The organism is endosymbiont GvMRE of Glomus versiforme (assembly GCF_003546845.1).
The window spans coordinates 187,605-204,166 of record NZ_NWVA01000001.1; the positions used below are offsets into that span (position 1 = coordinate 187,605).

Annotated in this window: 18 protein-coding genes, 3 tRNA genes and 1 pseudogene; 14 read left to right on the plus strand and 8 right to left on the minus strand. The window is 31.3% G+C overall.

Annotation, left to right across the window (positions count from 1 at the left end):
* Positions 1-8 precede the first annotated feature (8 nt).
* Both GvMRE_RS01010 and GvMRE_RS01015 read left to right on the plus strand, forming a co-directional pair.
* Positions 9-1,799: a hypothetical protein gene (locus GvMRE_RS01010; protein ID WP_147409440.1), complete on the plus strand. Its 1,791-nt coding sequence runs from the start codon at positions 9-11 to the stop codon at positions 1,797-1,799.
* Positions 1,800-2,053: 254 nt separating this feature from the next.
* Positions 2,054-2,761: pseudogene (locus GvMRE_RS01015) on the plus strand (class I tRNA ligase family protein); the annotation flags it as partial.
* A gap of 63 nt (positions 2,762-2,824) precedes the next feature.
* On the opposite strand, the gene GvMRE_RS01020 reads toward GvMRE_RS01015, so the two are convergent.
* On the minus strand, positions 2,825-3,235 hold the full coding sequence (locus GvMRE_RS01020) for an HVO_A0114 family putative DNA-binding protein (RefSeq protein ID WP_147409442.1): 411 nt from the start codon (positions 3,233-3,235) through the stop codon (positions 2,825-2,827).
* 18 nt (positions 3,236-3,253) lie between these two features.
* Entirely contained in the window at positions 3,254-3,493 is a 240-nt protein-coding gene (locus GvMRE_RS01025) for a hypothetical protein (RefSeq protein ID WP_147409443.1), read from the minus strand.
* 165 nt (positions 3,494-3,658) lie between these two features.
* On the opposite strand from GvMRE_RS01025, the gene GvMRE_RS01030 reads away from it, so the two are divergent.
* The 8 genes from GvMRE_RS01030 (at position 3,659) to GvMRE_RS01060 (ending at position 7,527) form a co-directional block, all read left to right on the plus strand.
* Complete coding sequence (locus tag GvMRE_RS01030) at positions 3,659-4,402, plus strand: ABC transporter ATP-binding protein (RefSeq protein WP_147409444.1); 744 nt, start codon at positions 3,659-3,661, stop codon at positions 4,400-4,402.
* Positions 4,403-4,561: 159 nt separating this feature from the next.
* The gene (locus GvMRE_RS01035) at positions 4,562-5,269 is read left to right on the plus strand and encodes a hypothetical protein (RefSeq protein ID WP_147409445.1); all 708 of its coding nucleotides are present in this window, start codon (positions 4,562-4,564) and stop codon (positions 5,267-5,269) included.
* A gap of 11 nt (positions 5,270-5,280) precedes the next feature.
* Positions 5,281-5,979 (plus strand): hypothetical protein, encoded by a 699-nt coding sequence (locus GvMRE_RS01040; RefSeq protein ID WP_147409446.1) that lies wholly within the window; start codon positions 5,281-5,283, stop codon positions 5,977-5,979.
* A 16-nt stretch (positions 5,980-5,995) separates the two neighbouring features.
* A tRNA-Gly gene (locus GvMRE_RS01045) sits at positions 5,996-6,070 on the plus strand.
* Positions 6,071-6,072: 2 nt separating this feature from the next.
* A tRNA-His gene (locus GvMRE_RS01050) sits at positions 6,073-6,147 on the plus strand.
* 150 nt (positions 6,148-6,297) lie between these two features.
* A complete protein-coding gene (locus GvMRE_RS14285; RefSeq protein ID WP_281267935.1) occupies positions 6,298-6,423 on the plus strand; it encodes a hypothetical protein in 126 nt (41 codons plus the stop codon).
* A 24-nt stretch (positions 6,424-6,447) separates the two neighbouring features.
* Positions 6,448-6,522 (plus strand) — tRNA-Ala (locus GvMRE_RS01055).
* 33 nt (positions 6,523-6,555) lie between these two features.
* Positions 6,556-7,527, plus strand: coding sequence for a macro domain-containing protein (locus GvMRE_RS01060; RefSeq protein ID WP_147409447.1), 972 nt, complete (start codon positions 6,556-6,558; stop codon positions 7,525-7,527).
* Here GvMRE_RS01060 and rplE read toward each other — a convergent pair.
* The 6 genes from rplE to GvMRE_RS01090 form a co-directional block, all read right to left on the minus strand.
* Positions 7,524-8,093 carry a 50S ribosomal protein L5 gene (rplE, locus tag GvMRE_RS01065; protein ID WP_147409448.1) on the minus strand — a complete coding sequence of 190 codons (570 nt, stop codon included), beginning with the start codon at positions 8,091-8,093 and terminating at the stop codon, positions 7,524-7,526. The genes GvMRE_RS01060 and rplE overlap by 4 nt on opposite strands.
* Positions 8,094-8,096: 3 nt before the next feature.
* Positions 8,097-8,519: a hypothetical protein gene (locus GvMRE_RS01070; RefSeq protein ID WP_147409449.1), complete on the minus strand. Its 423-nt coding sequence runs from the start codon at positions 8,517-8,519 to the stop codon at positions 8,097-8,099.
* A gap of 45 nt (positions 8,520-8,564) precedes the next feature.
* Positions 8,565-9,629, minus strand: a complete 1,065-nt coding sequence (locus GvMRE_RS01075) for a DEAD/DEAH box helicase family protein (RefSeq protein WP_147409450.1) — start codon at positions 9,627-9,629, stop codon at positions 8,565-8,567.
* A gap of 8 nt (positions 9,630-9,637) precedes the next feature.
* Positions 9,638-10,033 (minus strand): type II toxin-antitoxin system PemK/MazF family toxin, encoded by a 396-nt coding sequence (locus GvMRE_RS01080; RefSeq protein ID WP_147409451.1) that lies wholly within the window; start codon positions 10,031-10,033, stop codon positions 9,638-9,640.
* Positions 10,026-10,373, minus strand: coding sequence for a hypothetical protein (locus GvMRE_RS01085; RefSeq protein ID WP_147409452.1), 348 nt, complete (start codon positions 10,371-10,373; stop codon positions 10,026-10,028). Before GvMRE_RS01085 ends, GvMRE_RS01080 begins: the two co-directional genes overlap by 8 nt.
* 122 nt (positions 10,374-10,495) lie before the next feature.
* Positions 10,496-10,894, minus strand: a complete 399-nt coding sequence (locus tag GvMRE_RS01090; RefSeq protein ID WP_147409453.1) for a hypothetical protein — start codon at positions 10,892-10,894, stop codon at positions 10,496-10,498.
* An 80-nt stretch (positions 10,895-10,974) separates the two neighbouring features.
* Between GvMRE_RS01090 and GvMRE_RS01095 the strand changes: the two genes are divergently transcribed.
* From GvMRE_RS01095 to GvMRE_RS01115, 4 genes are all read left to right on the plus strand, one after another.
* Positions 10,975-13,083, plus strand: coding sequence for a class I SAM-dependent DNA methyltransferase (locus tag GvMRE_RS01095; RefSeq protein ID WP_147409454.1), 2,109 nt, complete (start codon positions 10,975-10,977; stop codon positions 13,081-13,083).
* A 166-nt stretch (positions 13,084-13,249) separates the two neighbouring features.
* Positions 13,250-13,858, plus strand: coding sequence for a restriction endonuclease subunit S (locus GvMRE_RS01105; protein ID WP_147409455.1), 609 nt, complete (start codon positions 13,250-13,252; stop codon positions 13,856-13,858).
* A gap of 46 nt (positions 13,859-13,904) precedes the next feature.
* Entirely contained in the window at positions 13,905-15,257 is a 1,353-nt protein-coding gene (locus GvMRE_RS01110; RefSeq protein WP_147409456.1) for a transposase, read from the plus strand.
* A gap of 77 nt (positions 15,258-15,334) precedes the next feature.
* Entirely contained in the window at positions 15,335-16,555 is a 1,221-nt protein-coding gene (locus tag GvMRE_RS01115; RefSeq protein WP_147409457.1) for a protein kinase domain-containing protein, read from the plus strand.
* Positions 16,556-16,562 lie beyond the last annotated feature (7 nt).

Here is a 16,562-nt window from a genome sequence, read left to right on the forward strand (position 1 = left end):
TGAAAAATATGGACGACAACAATAACAATATTGAGTATGGCATTAACTTTGATTATTTTTGCTCCAGATACGGTGCAAACGAATGAACTGGTCGAGTTCCTGCTGACTACTGGAATTATTCTTGTTTATTTGCCCCGAGGAGAGGTCGTCCCTTGACCGAGGACGAGAAACTTGAAATACATAGAAGAACGTATTGCAAAGAAAAAATATCTTATGCAATTAGTGAAGTAGAATGACAAATCATATGAAAAGTTAAAAAGGAATTAGGATTTAATAGCCGTCGGGATATAAATTCTGTCACGATAGCTGACTTAAAATTAGACGAATGAATAACTTTAACTCCTGAACTTGAAAAATTATTGTATGACGAAAAATGCATTAATGGTTTTTTTTGCTTTCGTTGCGAAAGAGTTCCTAACATAAGGGGGCATAGAGGAGACTATAGTTGTGCAATTTGAAATAATTTTTTTTCTTATACTTGAGAATTAATGGAAAGTTCGACGACGATACGTAGGTTAGCCGAATTCCGAGATAAATTGCTTGCTTTTATTGAAGAAGAAGCACAAGCCCGAGAAAGAAGAAAAATAGTTAAAGAAAAAATTAGAAGTTCACAAATAACCCTAGAAGAAGCCCTTAATGCCGATTGTGTTGCTTTTTTAGATTTATTTGAATCAGCACCTCGTGGCACTTGTAAATGCGAACATCCTGGAGTTAGTATTTTATGACATATCGATAATTGTTTAAAAGATGAAAATCAAGCTGAACATTTTAAAAATGAGATGCTAAGAATTATTGAAATAGCACTTGAAAATAGGGTCACCAATCCAAATCTCATTACTCACCAAATCGCAGCCATTGATGCGGTTAACGCTCATTGAAACACTAACCAAACGAGCGGAACAGTCAACGGTCAAAGCAAAGCCGACGTTCTGGGAGCCACTTGAGAAAACACCATTCGAGCTCTCACCATCCAAGCCGACATTGACAAAGAACGAGACCGCTTAATTGGCTTAATCGACACTGAAAAAAGGCTTGAAAAATCACATCAAGGAAATAAAACTTCTTCTTCAACTTCCTTTAACCAAAATAATAGTAGTAATGCTTACTCTACCAGTTCTAATGCAGGTTACTCTAATTCCAAAAGCAGTTATTTTTCTGATGACAGTTCTAGTTCTCTAAACACAACTAATAACAGCAGCAATAATGCTAATATTCACAATGAACAAACTAACAATCCCTCTAGTTCTTCATTTACTAGCACTGGTGGCAATGATATTCCAGGAGGCGGAGGAGGTGGTTATGCTCCTCCAGTAAACTCTAGTAGTGGTGGAGACAGTTCTATCAGCAGTAGTTCTTCTCCTCCTCTAAATTCGCCATCCAAAGAAAAAACGACCAAACCAGTTAAACCAAAAAGTCTAGATACAAAGGAAAGCAACAACTCTGAACCACTTTCTCTTCCTGAACAAAATCAAATCTTTAAAGAAAAAGCCATTCAAGAAATCAAAACTAAATTAAAAGATTTACCAGTTGATTTAAGACTTTTAGCTAATAATCAATATCAAAATTGAGAACAAGAAATTAACCAGTTAACCACTGTTGAACAAATTACTGCTTATCAAAATGCTCTTTTACAAACTATTGAAGAGAAGAAAAAGCAAATGAAGCAAAACAGTTTAAATTCTGCTGCTAAACAGTATAAAGATAAAAATAAGAATGTCATTATATCAATAGTGGTAATAGGAGGAATTTTAGTGGTGGTTTTGACTGGATTGTTAGTGTTATGGAAAAGAAAAAAATAATATAAATGAATAATTTTTCCAAGCCTCATTTTTCGCCAAAAAACGCAGAACAATTAGCAAACAATAGTGAATATTTGTCTCTTAACAGCAAAGAAGCCCAAAAAATTATAAAAAACTGGTTGCCGGTAGATATTTATATTGGCGGACAAGAACACGCTAATTTACACTTACTATATGCTCGTTTTTGACACAAGATTTTATACAAAATTGATATAGTTTCCCAGCCTGAACCCTTTCAAAAATTAATTTGTCAAGGAATGATTTTAGGTGAGGACGGCGAAAAAATGTCTAAATCGCGAGGGAACATTATCAACCCGGACCCACTAATTAAAGAATATGGTGCTGACGCTTTAAGATTAGCCATGATTTTCCTTGCTCCTCCAGAACAAACTACTAATTTCAAATTAGAAACTGTTAAAGCCATGAATAAATGGTTAAATCGCGTTTATCAACTTTTTACTTCTTATAAAGAAAAGTTTACTGAAAATTCTAGCCCTGAATGAGATAATTTTTACCAAGAAATATTAACTGAAACAACTAAATATTACCAAAAAATCAAACTTAATTTAATTATTCCCCAACTAATGATTTTTATTAATAAATGTTATCAAAGCAAAACCATACCTCGCCAGTATGCCCTTAATTTTCTCCAATTGTTAAATCCTCTGGCACCACATTTAACCGAAGAAATTTGAAGTTATTTTCAAAAAACTCCTCTTGTTTATCAACCTTGACCAGAAATTAGCCAAACCAATGAAAATGAACCTCAAAAACAAATTAATCTGATAGTCCAAATTAATGGCAAAACCAAAACTATCTTACCAGTTGATTTTAACCATGAAAAAGAAAGAATAATTAAAGAAATTGAAAAGAATGAAAAAATAAGCAAGCATTTTCAGGGCAAACAAATAAAAAAAGTGGTTTACCTCAAAAACAAACTAATTAATTTTGTGCTTATTTAATTTTAATTTGGAAATTAAACAACAAAACATCTCAATATTTTTTAAATCAGTTTTAAGAGGCAATTAGGCACCAAGGGAAGAAGTAATTAACCTTTCTTGTTCCTTAACTTTGTTTGCTCCAAAATCAAAAACAATTTTCTCGTATAAGGCGATTGGTTTGATTTCTTGACCCTGTTTTTTTAATTTGACAATTCCTAAATCAACTAGACTTTGGACATCTCTTTCTACTTCTTTTTGATCTCGGTGAAGTAATTGAGAAAGTTTTTGCAAGTTAGCGGGCTGTTTATCTTTTAAGCAAGCAAACAATTCCAAACGATTTTCATTAACTACTTGGTAAAAAACCCTAATATCATTAGTAACAATCAAGTTTCTGGGCTCTACTTGCTTCTCTTTGGTTCGGATAGCATGCTTTACATCTTTCCTTAGTTTTTCCAAACTTTCTTGAGGATCATAACGAAATATAAATTGTCTCATAATAGATATTTTTAGATTTTATTTTAATATTTCTTTAATTTCTTGGGCAAAAGGTCCAAATCTTTCTTTCACTTTTTGGAAAAAGAGATCTAAGGACTTATCCAAAGAATCTCAAGAAAAGATCACTCTTTCTTGCTGATCAATGTGATAATGTGAACCAAAAGGATAATGAGTATCAAATAAAACTCTCCGCTGACGATCACTTTCTAAATAAGCAATTCAACTAAACTTTGCCGGAAGTTTTGGCTTATCTGGCAAAAGATAAAATTTCATTCGGACAACTACTGCTTGTCCTGCTTAAAATTATAGAAAATTCTTTTTTTGTTAATTAATCACTGGACAGAGTCCTTTTTATTCATGTTTAGATTTTAAGCGAACTAACTAAGGAAAGAAGTAAAAATACATTAATAAAGAAAATTAAATATGAATTACGCTAGCGAAGTTAAAAATTTTACTAAAAGATTTGGTCATAAAACAGTAGTTAATAATGCTTCTTTCCGAGTAAAAAAAGGCAGCATCCACGGATTTATTGGACCTAATGGAGCCGGAAAAAGTACCACCTTAAATGCCATTATGTATTTAGTTATTGCTAGCAGTGGAGAATTATTTATTGAAGGAAAAAAAGTATTAAGTCCACAAGGATTAAAAGAAATCGGCGACCCAAGTTTTAATTCCAATGTGGGCTACGTTCCGGCCGAACCATCTTTTCCCCGAAACATGAGAGTAAAAGGTTTTATTGAATTTGTAGGAGTTTTACGAAATCTTCCTCTTTCTAAAACTACAAGAGAATTACATAATTCTTCTTTAAACAGATTAAGCAATCAAAAATGTGTCAGCCTTTCCACGGGACAAAAAAAACTACTTCAATTGTTTGCGATTAATTTATACCAACCAAAAATTTTAATTCTGGATGAGCCTTTTAATGGTTTAGACCCTACCAAAAGGACTTTACTGGCTAATAAAATTAAAGAAGCGAGAGACCAAGGAGGAACAATTTTAATGTCTACTCATATTTTATCTGATTTACAAGAATTAGCCGATGAAATTACTATGATTAGAAGTGGTGAAATTGTTCACACTGGTCCAAAACCAGATAATATTCAAAAACTTTATGAAGAGCATTTTATTCAGTCCCAAGGAAAGACGACTGATGACTTGTTTGCTTAAAAATATTATTAATTTATGAATCAAATATTAAAATTGTACAAATACTACTTGAAAAAATTATTTAAAAGTTGATACTTTTGAGTTTTCCTTATTTTTACTTGATTAGTTTTAATTATTCTTCCTGTTATTGTTTATAATATGATTAAGAGAAATCTTGCGATGCATAGTGGAATTAATACTTTTAAAGGTTGATTAGGTGATATGTTTAAAGAAAACTTTCTTGACTTCTTTTCTAATGGAAAAGTTGCTGACCCTCCCATTTTTAGCACTATTTGAAAAATGTTTTTGTCTTTTTGAGCCTTGGGTATTCCAGTAGCAGTATTGACGAATTCAGGAATTTCTGACTTGGTAAGAAAGCCCAAAGAGGACGGAGAAGACAAAACTGTTTTAACTGTCGCTTCTCCCATCAAAAGAAGCGATATGGTTTTTGCGAAAATCGGAGCCTTCTTTACTTTTTTCTTAATTAGTAATTTCTTAGGCTTTTTCTTGCCAATTTTTACTAGTTATTGTTGAGTAGGCGGCGACCAAGGCATTTTTTCAACCAAATTTATGTTTTCTTTCCTTATCCTTTTTGGTCTAGTTTTTCCGCTTTTATGATTTTTGCTTGTTCATTCAATTTTATTTTTTATGAACTTAAAGGCGGGTACTCTTGGCAATGTACTTTTTGCTATTTTATTATTTTTTATTCCTTATATTTGAAATATAACTATGGGTTTTTTAGGAAGTGGTGGCTTATATCGTTTTATGGCTAAAACCAGAGAACTAATTCTTTATAAACCGCTTTTTGTGGTTCCGCTTTGCTTTTTGGTAGGTCTTTTATTTTTCTATCTTTACTGAAATGAATTTACTAAAAGGGATTTTAATTAAAAATTTTTCTTATGTTTCGTTTTGAAAAACCTATATTTCTTAAACTTTATCGTTATTATATTAAAAAAATATTCTTTACTTGGTTGCTTTTACTGGCTCTTGCTCTTTTAATTGTTATTATAAATCCAAATATTTTGAAAGTTTTTGAAATAAAAGAGGCAAAAAACATTTGAAATAGAAGTTGATGGATTTCTTTGGCAAAAGCAGGCTTATTACTTATAATGAGTAGTAATCTTATTTATGCTCTGGTTAGTAAAGAACAAAAAAGAGAGGACGCTTCAGTTTTAACTTTTACTTCGCCCATTAACCGGCAAAATATTTTTCTGACTAAAATTGCTAGTTGCTTTACTTATTATTGAGTAAGCAATCTTTTATTTAGTTTACTAATTGTTTTTCTTTCAGCAGGAAGTTCTGGACTTTATTTTCTTCTTTTTGATAGTTTTTTCTTAACCTTAATTACTTTTTTGCTTTTTTCAACTCCACTTTTTTACCTTTATTTTCCTGCCCGAAGCCCAAAATTAAAATTCTTGGCTTTTTTTCTCTATTTTGCTTTTCCTTTGCTTGTTTTTATTGCTACTTTTATGGTCAATAGGGATTTACCTCCCAAAATTTTTGGTAGTCCATGAATTCCTGCTTTATATTCATTGTTTACAGGAGTTATTTTCTTATATCTTTATTGAGACAGTTTTAGCCAGCATGATTACACTTAAAAATTAATTATACTAACCCAGCATGGTTTAGTTGATAAAATTCCAGACTGCCAGTCTGGGGTCACGGGTTTGAGTCCCGTTGCTGGGTCCATGGCGGATGTAGCGAAGTGGTAACGCACTAGTTTGTGGTACTAGGATTCAGGAGTTCAATTCTCCTCATCCGCCCCATAAAAATTTATTAATGACTATGAATAATAAAGAATTACAATTAGAAATTTTAAAAAGAGATTTAAGGAAAAAAAGAGAAACCAGTTAAGAAATTGAGAAGATTTTTGATGAATTTTGTGAATTTTTATTCCAGTTATAGGCTGATTATTTATGATATTCCTAATTAAAAAACTAAACCGCACAGTTCGTTTGGAAAACGATTGTAACGATTTAAGAGACCGAATTCGGGAATTAGAAAATGAAATTATGAAAGAAAAGTTAGAAAATAAGTTATAGGCAAAGGAATTGTATTTGCTTAAAGGGTCCGTAGTTTCAATGGTAAAACGTCTGCTTTGCACGCAGAAGGCATCGGTTCGATCCCGATCGGATCCACCATATAACAATAAAAAGTTAATTTAAAAATCAGTTATGACATTAGATAACTTTTCCTCGTCAAAGGAAAGAAAAAAGAATAATGCTTGAAAAATTTTTCTGGTTCTAATAATTTTTTTGTTGTCCATCATTTCAATTTATTTTCTTTTTCGTCATTTTAAGGATAAATTACCAAGCAAAAATGGGACTAAAAAACCTTTAAACAACACGAAAAATCAAAAAAAGGATGATTATCAGCCAAGCAATAATAATCAAAAACAAAATAATTATCAACTGATTAAGCCAACTCAAAAAGAGGCTGAATATCAAGGAACAGAACTTCCCATTTCCTCAGCCGGAACAGAATATAAAAAAACGGTAATTGAAATTAATATGTTACTCCGCGGTTCTGCCATTCTAGCTGGTTCGGGTGATTTAGAAAAACAAGGCATTAGAGCAATTATTCATGCTTGTCCTGGTTCAATAGAGAAAAAAGACAAAAACTTTCGGGCTAATATTGAAGGAATAATTAGGTCAGTTCAAAATTCTATTCTTTTAGCCGAGAAAAATAATTATAAAAGCATTGCTTTTTGTCTAATTGGTAGTAATTTACTTGATATCATTATTTCTCCAAGTCAAGGAACCAAAAAAGAAAGACAAGTAAAATTGGCTGGAATTATTATTAAGGCGGCAGCAGAGCAAAGAAAAAATTTGGAAAAAATTGTTTTTATTGACTTTGGCAATCAGGCATTTTTGGATGCTTTTATGGCTAATTATTTATTTAAAAAGGATGAAAAATCAAAAGGGTTATTTACTTTTTCAAGCAGCGATAGAGGGATTACTGATTATTCGTTTCACAAATGCGAAGTAATTGTTAATTCTCTTAATATAGAAGGTGAATTTATTAGTTCTGGAAGTTTTTCCGGATTTATTGCTAACAAAACTGGTTCAAAAAAATACAAAATTCAAAAAGAAATTAAAGAAAACATAGCAGAATTTAATAAACGACTTAAAAGCAAATTTAATTAACGCTGCACCGTTTTAGATTTTTGAAAAGGAAACTGCAACAACTCTAAAAAATATTTGTTTTCCTCAGCACTCTTAGAAGTAAAAACAATGGTAATTTGGCAACCTTGATTTTTAAAAGTTAAATCATAATTAGTTTCGGGAAAAATATTCAGATCATTAATTCCCAAATTATAATTACCTTGGTGATCAAAACTTTTGCTTGGTAAGCCCCGGAAGTTTTTAATTTGGGGTAGACTAAAATTAATTAAGTTAAAAAGAAATTGCCAAGCTCTTTTTTTTCGCAAAGTTAATTTACAACCAATTACCATTCCTTCTCGCAACTTAAAAGAGACTATAGATTTTTTGGCTTGTGTGCGGACTGGTTTTTGCCCCTGACCAATTTGTTGGATTAATTTTTCAGTGCTTTCAAGGTATTGTTGATTAGTAATTGCTTGGCTTACTCCGCTATTGAGGACAATTTTTTCAATATCTGTAGACTGCATCAAAGAAGTGTGTTGAAACTTTTCTCCCAAGGTTTTTTTTATTTCTTTTCTTTTTTTCTCTCACCAATCATTAGTAATTAACATATTTTAATTTTTACTAAAAAGGAAGTCTGTTTTTTGTTGCCATTCTTGTTTTTGCTCTAAGGTAAAAGAGAGGAGGGGTTGAATTTGTTTACGGAGAGATTGGATGGTTAATTCTGGTGGGTCTTTGAGGATTTGATATACTTGACAGGTGAAACTGGGTCGAGAGTTGTTGCTTTTGGCTCAGTTGCCTTTTAGTTGGACTTGGCTTCCCTTCTTGATATCTGGTTTTGCTTGTTTTTTTCAAATGACAGGGGTTTCTTGTTCTTGATTAGGAAACTTGAAAAAGCCGTAATAGAAAGGTTCGGTTTTGGTTTCCCTGGTTTCTATACGGGAGGTTAGGGTTCCTGTGATTATTTGTTGGTCTAACTTGGAGCCACCAACACTGCTCTTTTCAGTTGTATTTTGGTTTACTTTTGTTTCTTTCATATCTATTTGGCTATAGATAAGTGAGCTAGTAGAAAAAAGTTCTGATTATAAAAATATTTTTAGAAATTCGTCCTTAGTATTGGCTTCAATTTCTTTAAGTTTATCACTAGTAAGAGCTGCTATGCCTCTTATAAATTCGTTTTGAAATTCTTCACTCTCCTTAATAGTTTTAGATTTAAATAAAATTACTGGTTTTATTACTTTTCCATTTTTTTCAAATATCTTGCGGCGATATTGGCTTAATAATACTGCTTGTAAAGCCCGGTCAAAGGGTTCCGCATCCGTTTGTAATACTTTTACTTCTTTGGAATAGCCATCAATACGAAAATGTGTTAAAGGATAATCAAAAATAAGTCTAGGAGCATATTTATTTCAAATATTAGGATTGTTTTTATCTATGGTGGCAGTAAATTCTAAAAGGACATTTTGCGAATTAGCCGCAAATATTTTGTTGACGGTATTTTCTCAGGAACTCATTTCTTCTCTTTCCTCTTTTGAGAGTTGTGAGCCAGATTTAGTTTCAACATTAATATGATGGGCTTCATCAGAAATAAGAACAATTTTCTGGTCTTGAAAATCTTCATAAGTTAAACTGTTTTCTCGGGGAGTATTTAATCGAGCATGAAGCCCTTGAATAGTTTCAAAACAGATATTAATATTGTCATTATCAGTAGTTTGAAAATTGTCTACTTCTTGAAGAGTAATTTTTTTATCATCCAAGAATAGAGATTTATTAAAAAGATATTTAATTGAAGTGTCATTTAAAAAATTGTCTCTGGTTTTATCAATAATATTAGTGCTGTTAACAAAAAAGAGAAAATTACGATAGCCTTTTTCGTATAAGCATAAAATTAGTCCAGCCATCATTAAGGTTTTTCCGCTACCAGTCGCCATAAGAAATAAAAGTTGGTGTTTGTCGGAACTATTTAAAAATTTTTCATTTTCTCAATAGTTAATGAAATAACGAAAAGCATTTTTTTGATAATCACGAAGTTTAAATTTGGTATTAAGATTTTTGGTTATTATTGGAGGAAGCGGAGTATTTTCTATTCTTTGAGTTCCAAAATATTCAATTAATTTTTGTTGTAAAGATTTATTATTTTCGTTCATAGTATTTTTTATTCTCAATCAAAAACTATTTTTAGGGCTTCTTGGGCTTGTTTTATTATTTCAAGACTAGCATAGCCAACATAATTTCGCAAGCGAAGTTTTATATCAATAGTTTGAACTCTATTCAGTAAAATTTTGCTGTCTTTTTCCAAACTATTTGATTTGTTTTTGGTGATTAAAACAGTGAATGGCCGTTCTTTTATCATTTCCTCGGGTTCGGAAGTTAAAGGAGCCACAATTATTTGGTTGTCATACTCATTTTGGGCATTGTTGCTGATTACTAATGCTGGGCGGATTTTGCCTATTTCTTTACCCTTTTTGGAAAAGTAAACTTTATAGATTTCTCCTTGGCGGGGGAAACTTTGCGGACATATTTTATAGGTGTTGGCTAATAGTTTACTCATTTTTTACTCCGTCTCCTACTGCTTCGTCTCAAACTGCTAACTCTTTATTAACTTTCTTATTTTTGGCAAAATCTTGATAGGCAGCTTTTAATTCTTGTTTTTTTTGCTTTTTTTTAGCGACGATTTTTCTATTGTCCTTGTTAGGGGAAAGGAGACTTTGTTCCTCACGATAAACTTCATAATTAATATTTTCTTTATTTAAATATTGTTCCAAACTTTCTAACTTGCTTAATTTGTAAATAAAAGGAGCCAACTTTTCCCCTCTTTCTTTTTTTAATATTTCCCTTACTACACTATAATCTTTGGGAGTAATGGTAGATTTAATGTAAATTAGTTTCATATCCTTTTCAATTCTTAAAAATATATAGAAGTTTTAATAAACTTTCATAATATATTACCTTGTGCAAAATTATTTTCCGCTTTTAACAAGAAAAAAATTAATTGATTCTAACATTTCTTAAATTATTCAGGTTTGTTAAGTTCAGTAGTGGCTAATTTTTTATATTCACGAAGATTTTGTTTGGCTAGTTCATTATAAACCTTGCCCAATAATAAAGTATCAATTCTTTTTTTCTCATTGGGTTCCATTTCTCCTACTTCTAAATCTTTTCAAAGATAAAACAAAGCCAGTTTTTTTTCATAAGGAGTCTTATGACTGCCATTTAAAATAGATTTAATTTTTTCACTTATTTGTTCTACTTCTTCATTACTCATTAGTTTATCCTCTTTCGCTTTTTGCAACATTTTATTTATTTTTACTTCTAATTTTTTGTTTTTTTCTCTTAATTTTTCAACTTCCTCTTTTAAGCTAGTAGGAATATTTCTGCCACATTCAGAACACTGTGTTGTTTTTTTTACCATAATGCTTTGTCTCTTCCTATATGTCTTTTTTTACATCAAATTTTAAATATTCAAAAATTAATTAAAGAAATTTAAAAATAATGCTAAAGTTAACTGAAGAAGATATTCGTTTAGAAATAGATAAGGAACTAAAGAAAAAAGGTTGAGAATTAACTGATAATAAGAAAAAAGAAGTTTTTACCGAGTCATATTCAACTAAAACTTTCGCTGATTATCTTTTAATTCCTTGCGGATGAATTGAGCCTCTCGTTGTTATTGAAGTAAAAAAAGCTGGTGAAGACCTTGATCGAGCCTTGGAACAAGCTAAAAGGGATGCTAAATTAAGAAATGCTTCAATTGCTTATGCGATTATTGGCAAACCTAGTAAAAAAATAATCAAAACTTGACATTTAGCCGAAAATAAGCCTTTAATATTTAATGGTCAGGAAGTAGATTTTATCTTGGACAAAGAAACTGCTTTAAAATTTCAAAAAACTAACGAGTATAACCCACAAGAAATTATTACCATAGAAAGTCGCAAGCAACTAATCCAAATTTTTAGTTTCGTTAATAAGCAACTTCGAAGTGCTGGGCTAACAGAAGGAGATGAAAGATTTAGCGAATTTTGTAGCATCTTATTTTTAAAAATTTTGAGTGAGCAAGAAGAAAAGGAAGCAAAATATAAGAGAAAACAATCAAAAGTAATTCCATTAAATTTACGCTGAAAAACTTGGCAAGACCAAAAAAATGCCGAAGACTTGTTGCGAGATGTCAATCGGGCTTTAAATTGTGGCAACCATGAAGAAAAAAAGTTTTGTTGTTTTCAAAAAAAGTATACCAAAGAAATTTTTCAGCCTTTAAAGATTCAAAATCCCACTGTTCTAAAAAGAATTGTTGATAAATTAACTCCTTTACACTTAACTGGGATGAAAATTGATGTAAAAGGAGAAGCCTTTGAATATTTTCTCAAAGAATACACTAAAAATCAAAAAAAAGACTTGGGGCAATATTTCACTCCTCGCCATATCGTTGATTTTTTGGTTAGGCTAGTAGACCCTACTATCAATGAAAAAATTTACGACCCTTTCTGTGACACTGGCGGAATACTTATCAAAGTTTTTAACTATATTGCTGAAAGCATCCCTACTAAAGATAGAGAAAAGTGGAAGAAACTAAAAAATAGCATTATCTATGGAAATGAATTTACTTCGATTGCTCGAGTTGCTAAAATGAATATGATTTTAGTTGGTGATGGTCATAATAATATTGTTAAGCGAGATAGTTTAGCTAATCCTGTTCCTGCCAAGGATAAATATGATGTGGTAATAACTAATATGCCATTTTCCCTCGATGGACCTTTTGATGAATACAAAGATTTATATTATCTTGGCAGAGCTAATGGCAATAGTTTATGTATAGAACACTGCTTGGATGCGGCAAGAGAAGATTACGGCAAACGACGAATTGCTTTAATAACTTTGGAAGGAGTTCTTCATGATAGAAATTATACCAAATTAAGGAGTTATATTTACGAAAACTGGTATGTAGAATACATTATTGCTTTGCCACCTTTTGCCTTTAAGCCTTATGCTAATTCTAACGCCGCTGTTCTTTATTTGACAACATTAGAGGATAGGGAACAGAGACATGTTTGATACTTTAAAGTTAAAAATGATGGTTTTACTGAAAATAAGAGAGAACCTAAAGAGGGCGAAAGTGATTTAGACATCTTTTTAAAATACAAGGATAGAAGCGAGGAAGAAAAGTTAAAAATGGGTTTTCAAAAGCTTGACATAGAAAAAATTAGAAATAATAACTATGCTAGTGTCCCGTCTTCCTATAAAGTATTTGAATTTGAGGAAAGCAAACATGAAATGGTTTCTTTAGGTGAATTAATAGAAAAGGTGAAAATTCCTAATGAGAAAAACCTACCCATATGAAGTTTAACTAAAGACAGAGGATTTATTCCTCATGAAGAAAAGTATAAAGAGCCAATACATTCAAAGGATACTTCTAACTACAAAATAGTTCCTCCAAAACATTTTGCCTATCGAGCTCCAGGAGTTAATGAAGGTTATATTGGTTATAATCATCGTGAAACAAATGTTTGTATACCTCATTACTATCCAGTGTTTAAGGTAAAAAACGAGAAAAGAATTATTCCTGAATATCTTTTTTGTGTTTGTCAATCAGCAAAATTTCGTGAGTAAGCAAATGCTTTTTTTCGTGGCACTGCTCGACCGGGCATAAGTTTTGCTGATTTTTGTAAAATAAAAATTCCTGTTCTTTCTTTAGAAAAACAGCAAAAAGTCATTTGCGAATTAAGCAAAATTAAAGAAAATATCCAAAATGCCCAAAAAACCATCAATGACCTAAATTCCTCTCTCTCTCTCTCTCTCTCTCTGCTTTGAGAAAGAAGTCGAGACTAAAAAGTTGGGAGACATTGCTACCTTTGAATATGGAAATTATGATGGCAAAGCCGAGGAAAAAGGAAAGCATAGGCTGGTTAGGATTACAGACATAGATGAGTATGGAAATATTTCAGAAAAGGATAAAAAATATGTTGATTTGTCAAAAGAATTTAAGGTAGATAAGTTTTTATCAAAAGGAGATATAGTAGTATCTCGACAAGCATTTCCCGCTAGAGCAGGTATCTTTGAAGGAGAAAAAGCAGTCTTGTCTTCTAATTTAGTAAAAATTAAGTTCGACGAAAAAATATTATCGCCTAAATATTTTTTATGATTTTCGCAAACCCAAGAATGAAAAAGGCAAGTCAAACAATTAACTAAAGGCACCGCTCAACCAGTTTTTAGTGCTAACTCTTTAAAAGAAATTAAGATGCCAATTCCTAGTTTAGGAAAACAAAGAGCAATTATTCAAGAAAGAGAAAAAGTCTTGTTAATAATTAACTATCAAAAGCAAAGCATTAAGTTACTGAAAGGAAAAGAGGAAAGAATTTTAAATAGTCTTTGAGAAAATAAATAACATTTTTTCTATTTTACTGTGTAAAATAACTTATATAAACTAATCTATGGAATATCTTGCCAAAATCATCCAAGAAACAAGAGTTGAAAACAAACAGTTTTGGCAGTATGATTTTCTTGACCTTCAAACTGGTGAAGAAGATTGCTTTTATCACCGAGAAAAAGTAAATTATTTCCCTAGTCTGCCTGGCAAATTAGAAATTTGAGAAGATAACCAAGAACAGAAGTTTTACCAATCATTTGACCAAGAAATTTTTAAAACCGCTGAGGAATATCAAAAAGCAGAAGAACTAGAAGCCTCGATTCAGTTACAAAAAGAATTGAAAGAAAATGTTGAGGAAATAAAAAGTAACCTTGACGAGGAGCAAATAAAACCTACTCCTCAACTAGTAACTAGACTACGAAAATTAGGTATTACTCAAAAGATATTAGCCACCGAAGTTTTTTATGTAAACGAACGAACCATTAGAAATTTAGAGAAAAGGGCAAAAATGCCTAATCGAAAATTAAAAAAAAGAGGTCGCAAACGAAAAATAGCTGGATATAATTTATCACTTTTGAAAAAATTTGTTGATAGTTCTAATGAAGAAAAAAGTGCTAAAACTCAACAAGAAATTGCCAAAGAATATCATGATAGAGGTCTAAAACTACATAGGTCAACTATTTCTCGAACTTTAACTAGAGAAGGACAAGTTTACAAAAAAGCAAGTAAACAATATTCTGAATTAGATATAGAAAAAGCCAAACAATTTATTAGAGACAAATATTGACTTTATTCTTATTCACATTGTTTTGCTTTGGACGAGTTTGGCTTTCATTTAAATGAGGCTTCTCAACGCGTTTGTTTTCGAAAAGGTTGCCGAGCTAAAATTATTCAGCCAGGAGAAAAAGGTTGTCATTACACTGTTATTCTTTGCGCCCAAAATCTAGCAGAGCAAGGAGAAATCAAGGTTACTTATAAGCCGATTAAGAATATTATCAAAAAGAAAAAAAAGAAGAAAGAAACTGAAAAAAAGGGAACAAAGGCTGTAGATTTACATGACTTTTTAGCAGGAGTTAATTTTCCTAATAACTGCTATATTCTTTTGGATAATGCCAAAATCCATCATGCTGTTAAATCCTGTATAAAAGAGGGTCGTCTTCCGATTAAGGAATTAGCCATTAAAAAAGGAATAATGCTTGAATATTTGCCTTCTCATGCTCCCATGATAAATCCAGCCGAGTTTTGTATCAATTTTATCAAAGGTTTTATTAGAAGGAAACGACCTCGAACTGATGAAGAAGTAAAAACAGTTGTCAGTGAAGCAATGACTGATTTACAAAAAAAAGACTTAACCGAATTTTTTCTTCATTGTCGTGATATTTTGAATGTAAAACTAAATTATAAAAGCGGAAAATAATTTCGCACAGGGTAATATATAAATAATTTTAGGAGAGAAAGGTATATGTCTTTGTTAGAAACAATAAAAACAATAATATGTTTAAGTTAATACCAGATACAACAAGCATAAGTTTAGAACAAAGACGTTTAATTTGTGGTTCGTGTCAAGAGTGTAATCGTCCTAATACAGGAAGATATTTTTCCCAAAAAAGAGGTTGATGTCAGCCTTGTAATTCCAAACACTTTCAAAAAAAGTTTAGTAAATGAACTAGCGGAAGCCAAGAAATTGATAAATTTCTTCAAAAAAGTCAACTTGAAGCAACCATTCCTCACCAAGCCTTAGAATTTATGCCCTATGAAAAGTTTACTAACATTAAAGAAATCGGAGAAGGCAGTTTTAGTGTTGCTCGCAAAGCGGACTTTGTTGATGGATATGGATATATTGAAAATTGAAATATTGAAAGAAATGACTGGGACAGATGTAAAAAAAATACTGGAATTATTTTAAAAGTTTTTAAAAAATCTCCTAGTGTAATTCCAAAAATTTTACGTGAAATTACTTTCCATATGTCTTTTTACCACACTCGCCGCATCGTAGAATGCTATGGCATATCACGGGAACCAAAAACTAACAATTACATAATAGTAATGGATTATAGAGGAGAAGATATGTGAACTTATTTAGAGAAAAATAAGCATTTAAATTTTAAAGAAAGATTATTCATATTTACTAGTATCATAAGCGGGCTGAATTCGATTAGCGACCGAGAAGAAATGATTCACAAAGACCTTCATCCAGGAAATATATTAATTGAAGAATACGAAGGGAAACCCTACGGATATATTACTGATTTTGGTTTAAGTCAATTGATTAAAGAAAAAGGCAACAAGAAAGTTTATGATGGTGCATGAAGATACATGGCTCCGGAAATCTTAAAATTTTCACTCAAAAAATTTCTTAACCAAGAAATACTGTATAGTCCGGCGTCAGATATTTACTCTTTGGGAATGATTGCTTACAAGTTATTTTCTGGTTTGGAACCTTACCAAGATGCAGTATCTTACAGCAAAAAACGTTTAAAAAAAATAATCGAAAAAAAGCATCGTCCTAATCTAGAAGATATGAAAACGCCGCAACTTTTTAAAGATTTAATTAAAAAATGTTGAGGGGATAATCCTGAATTCCGCCCCACATCAAGTGATTTAGTAAAAATCATATCGCAATGGTCGGGCGAGATTGGACGCTTTGGAGACCATTATATCAACAAAAACTCCGAGTTTTATCATCAATATAAAGAAATAGAAAAAGAGGAATAGATACCTA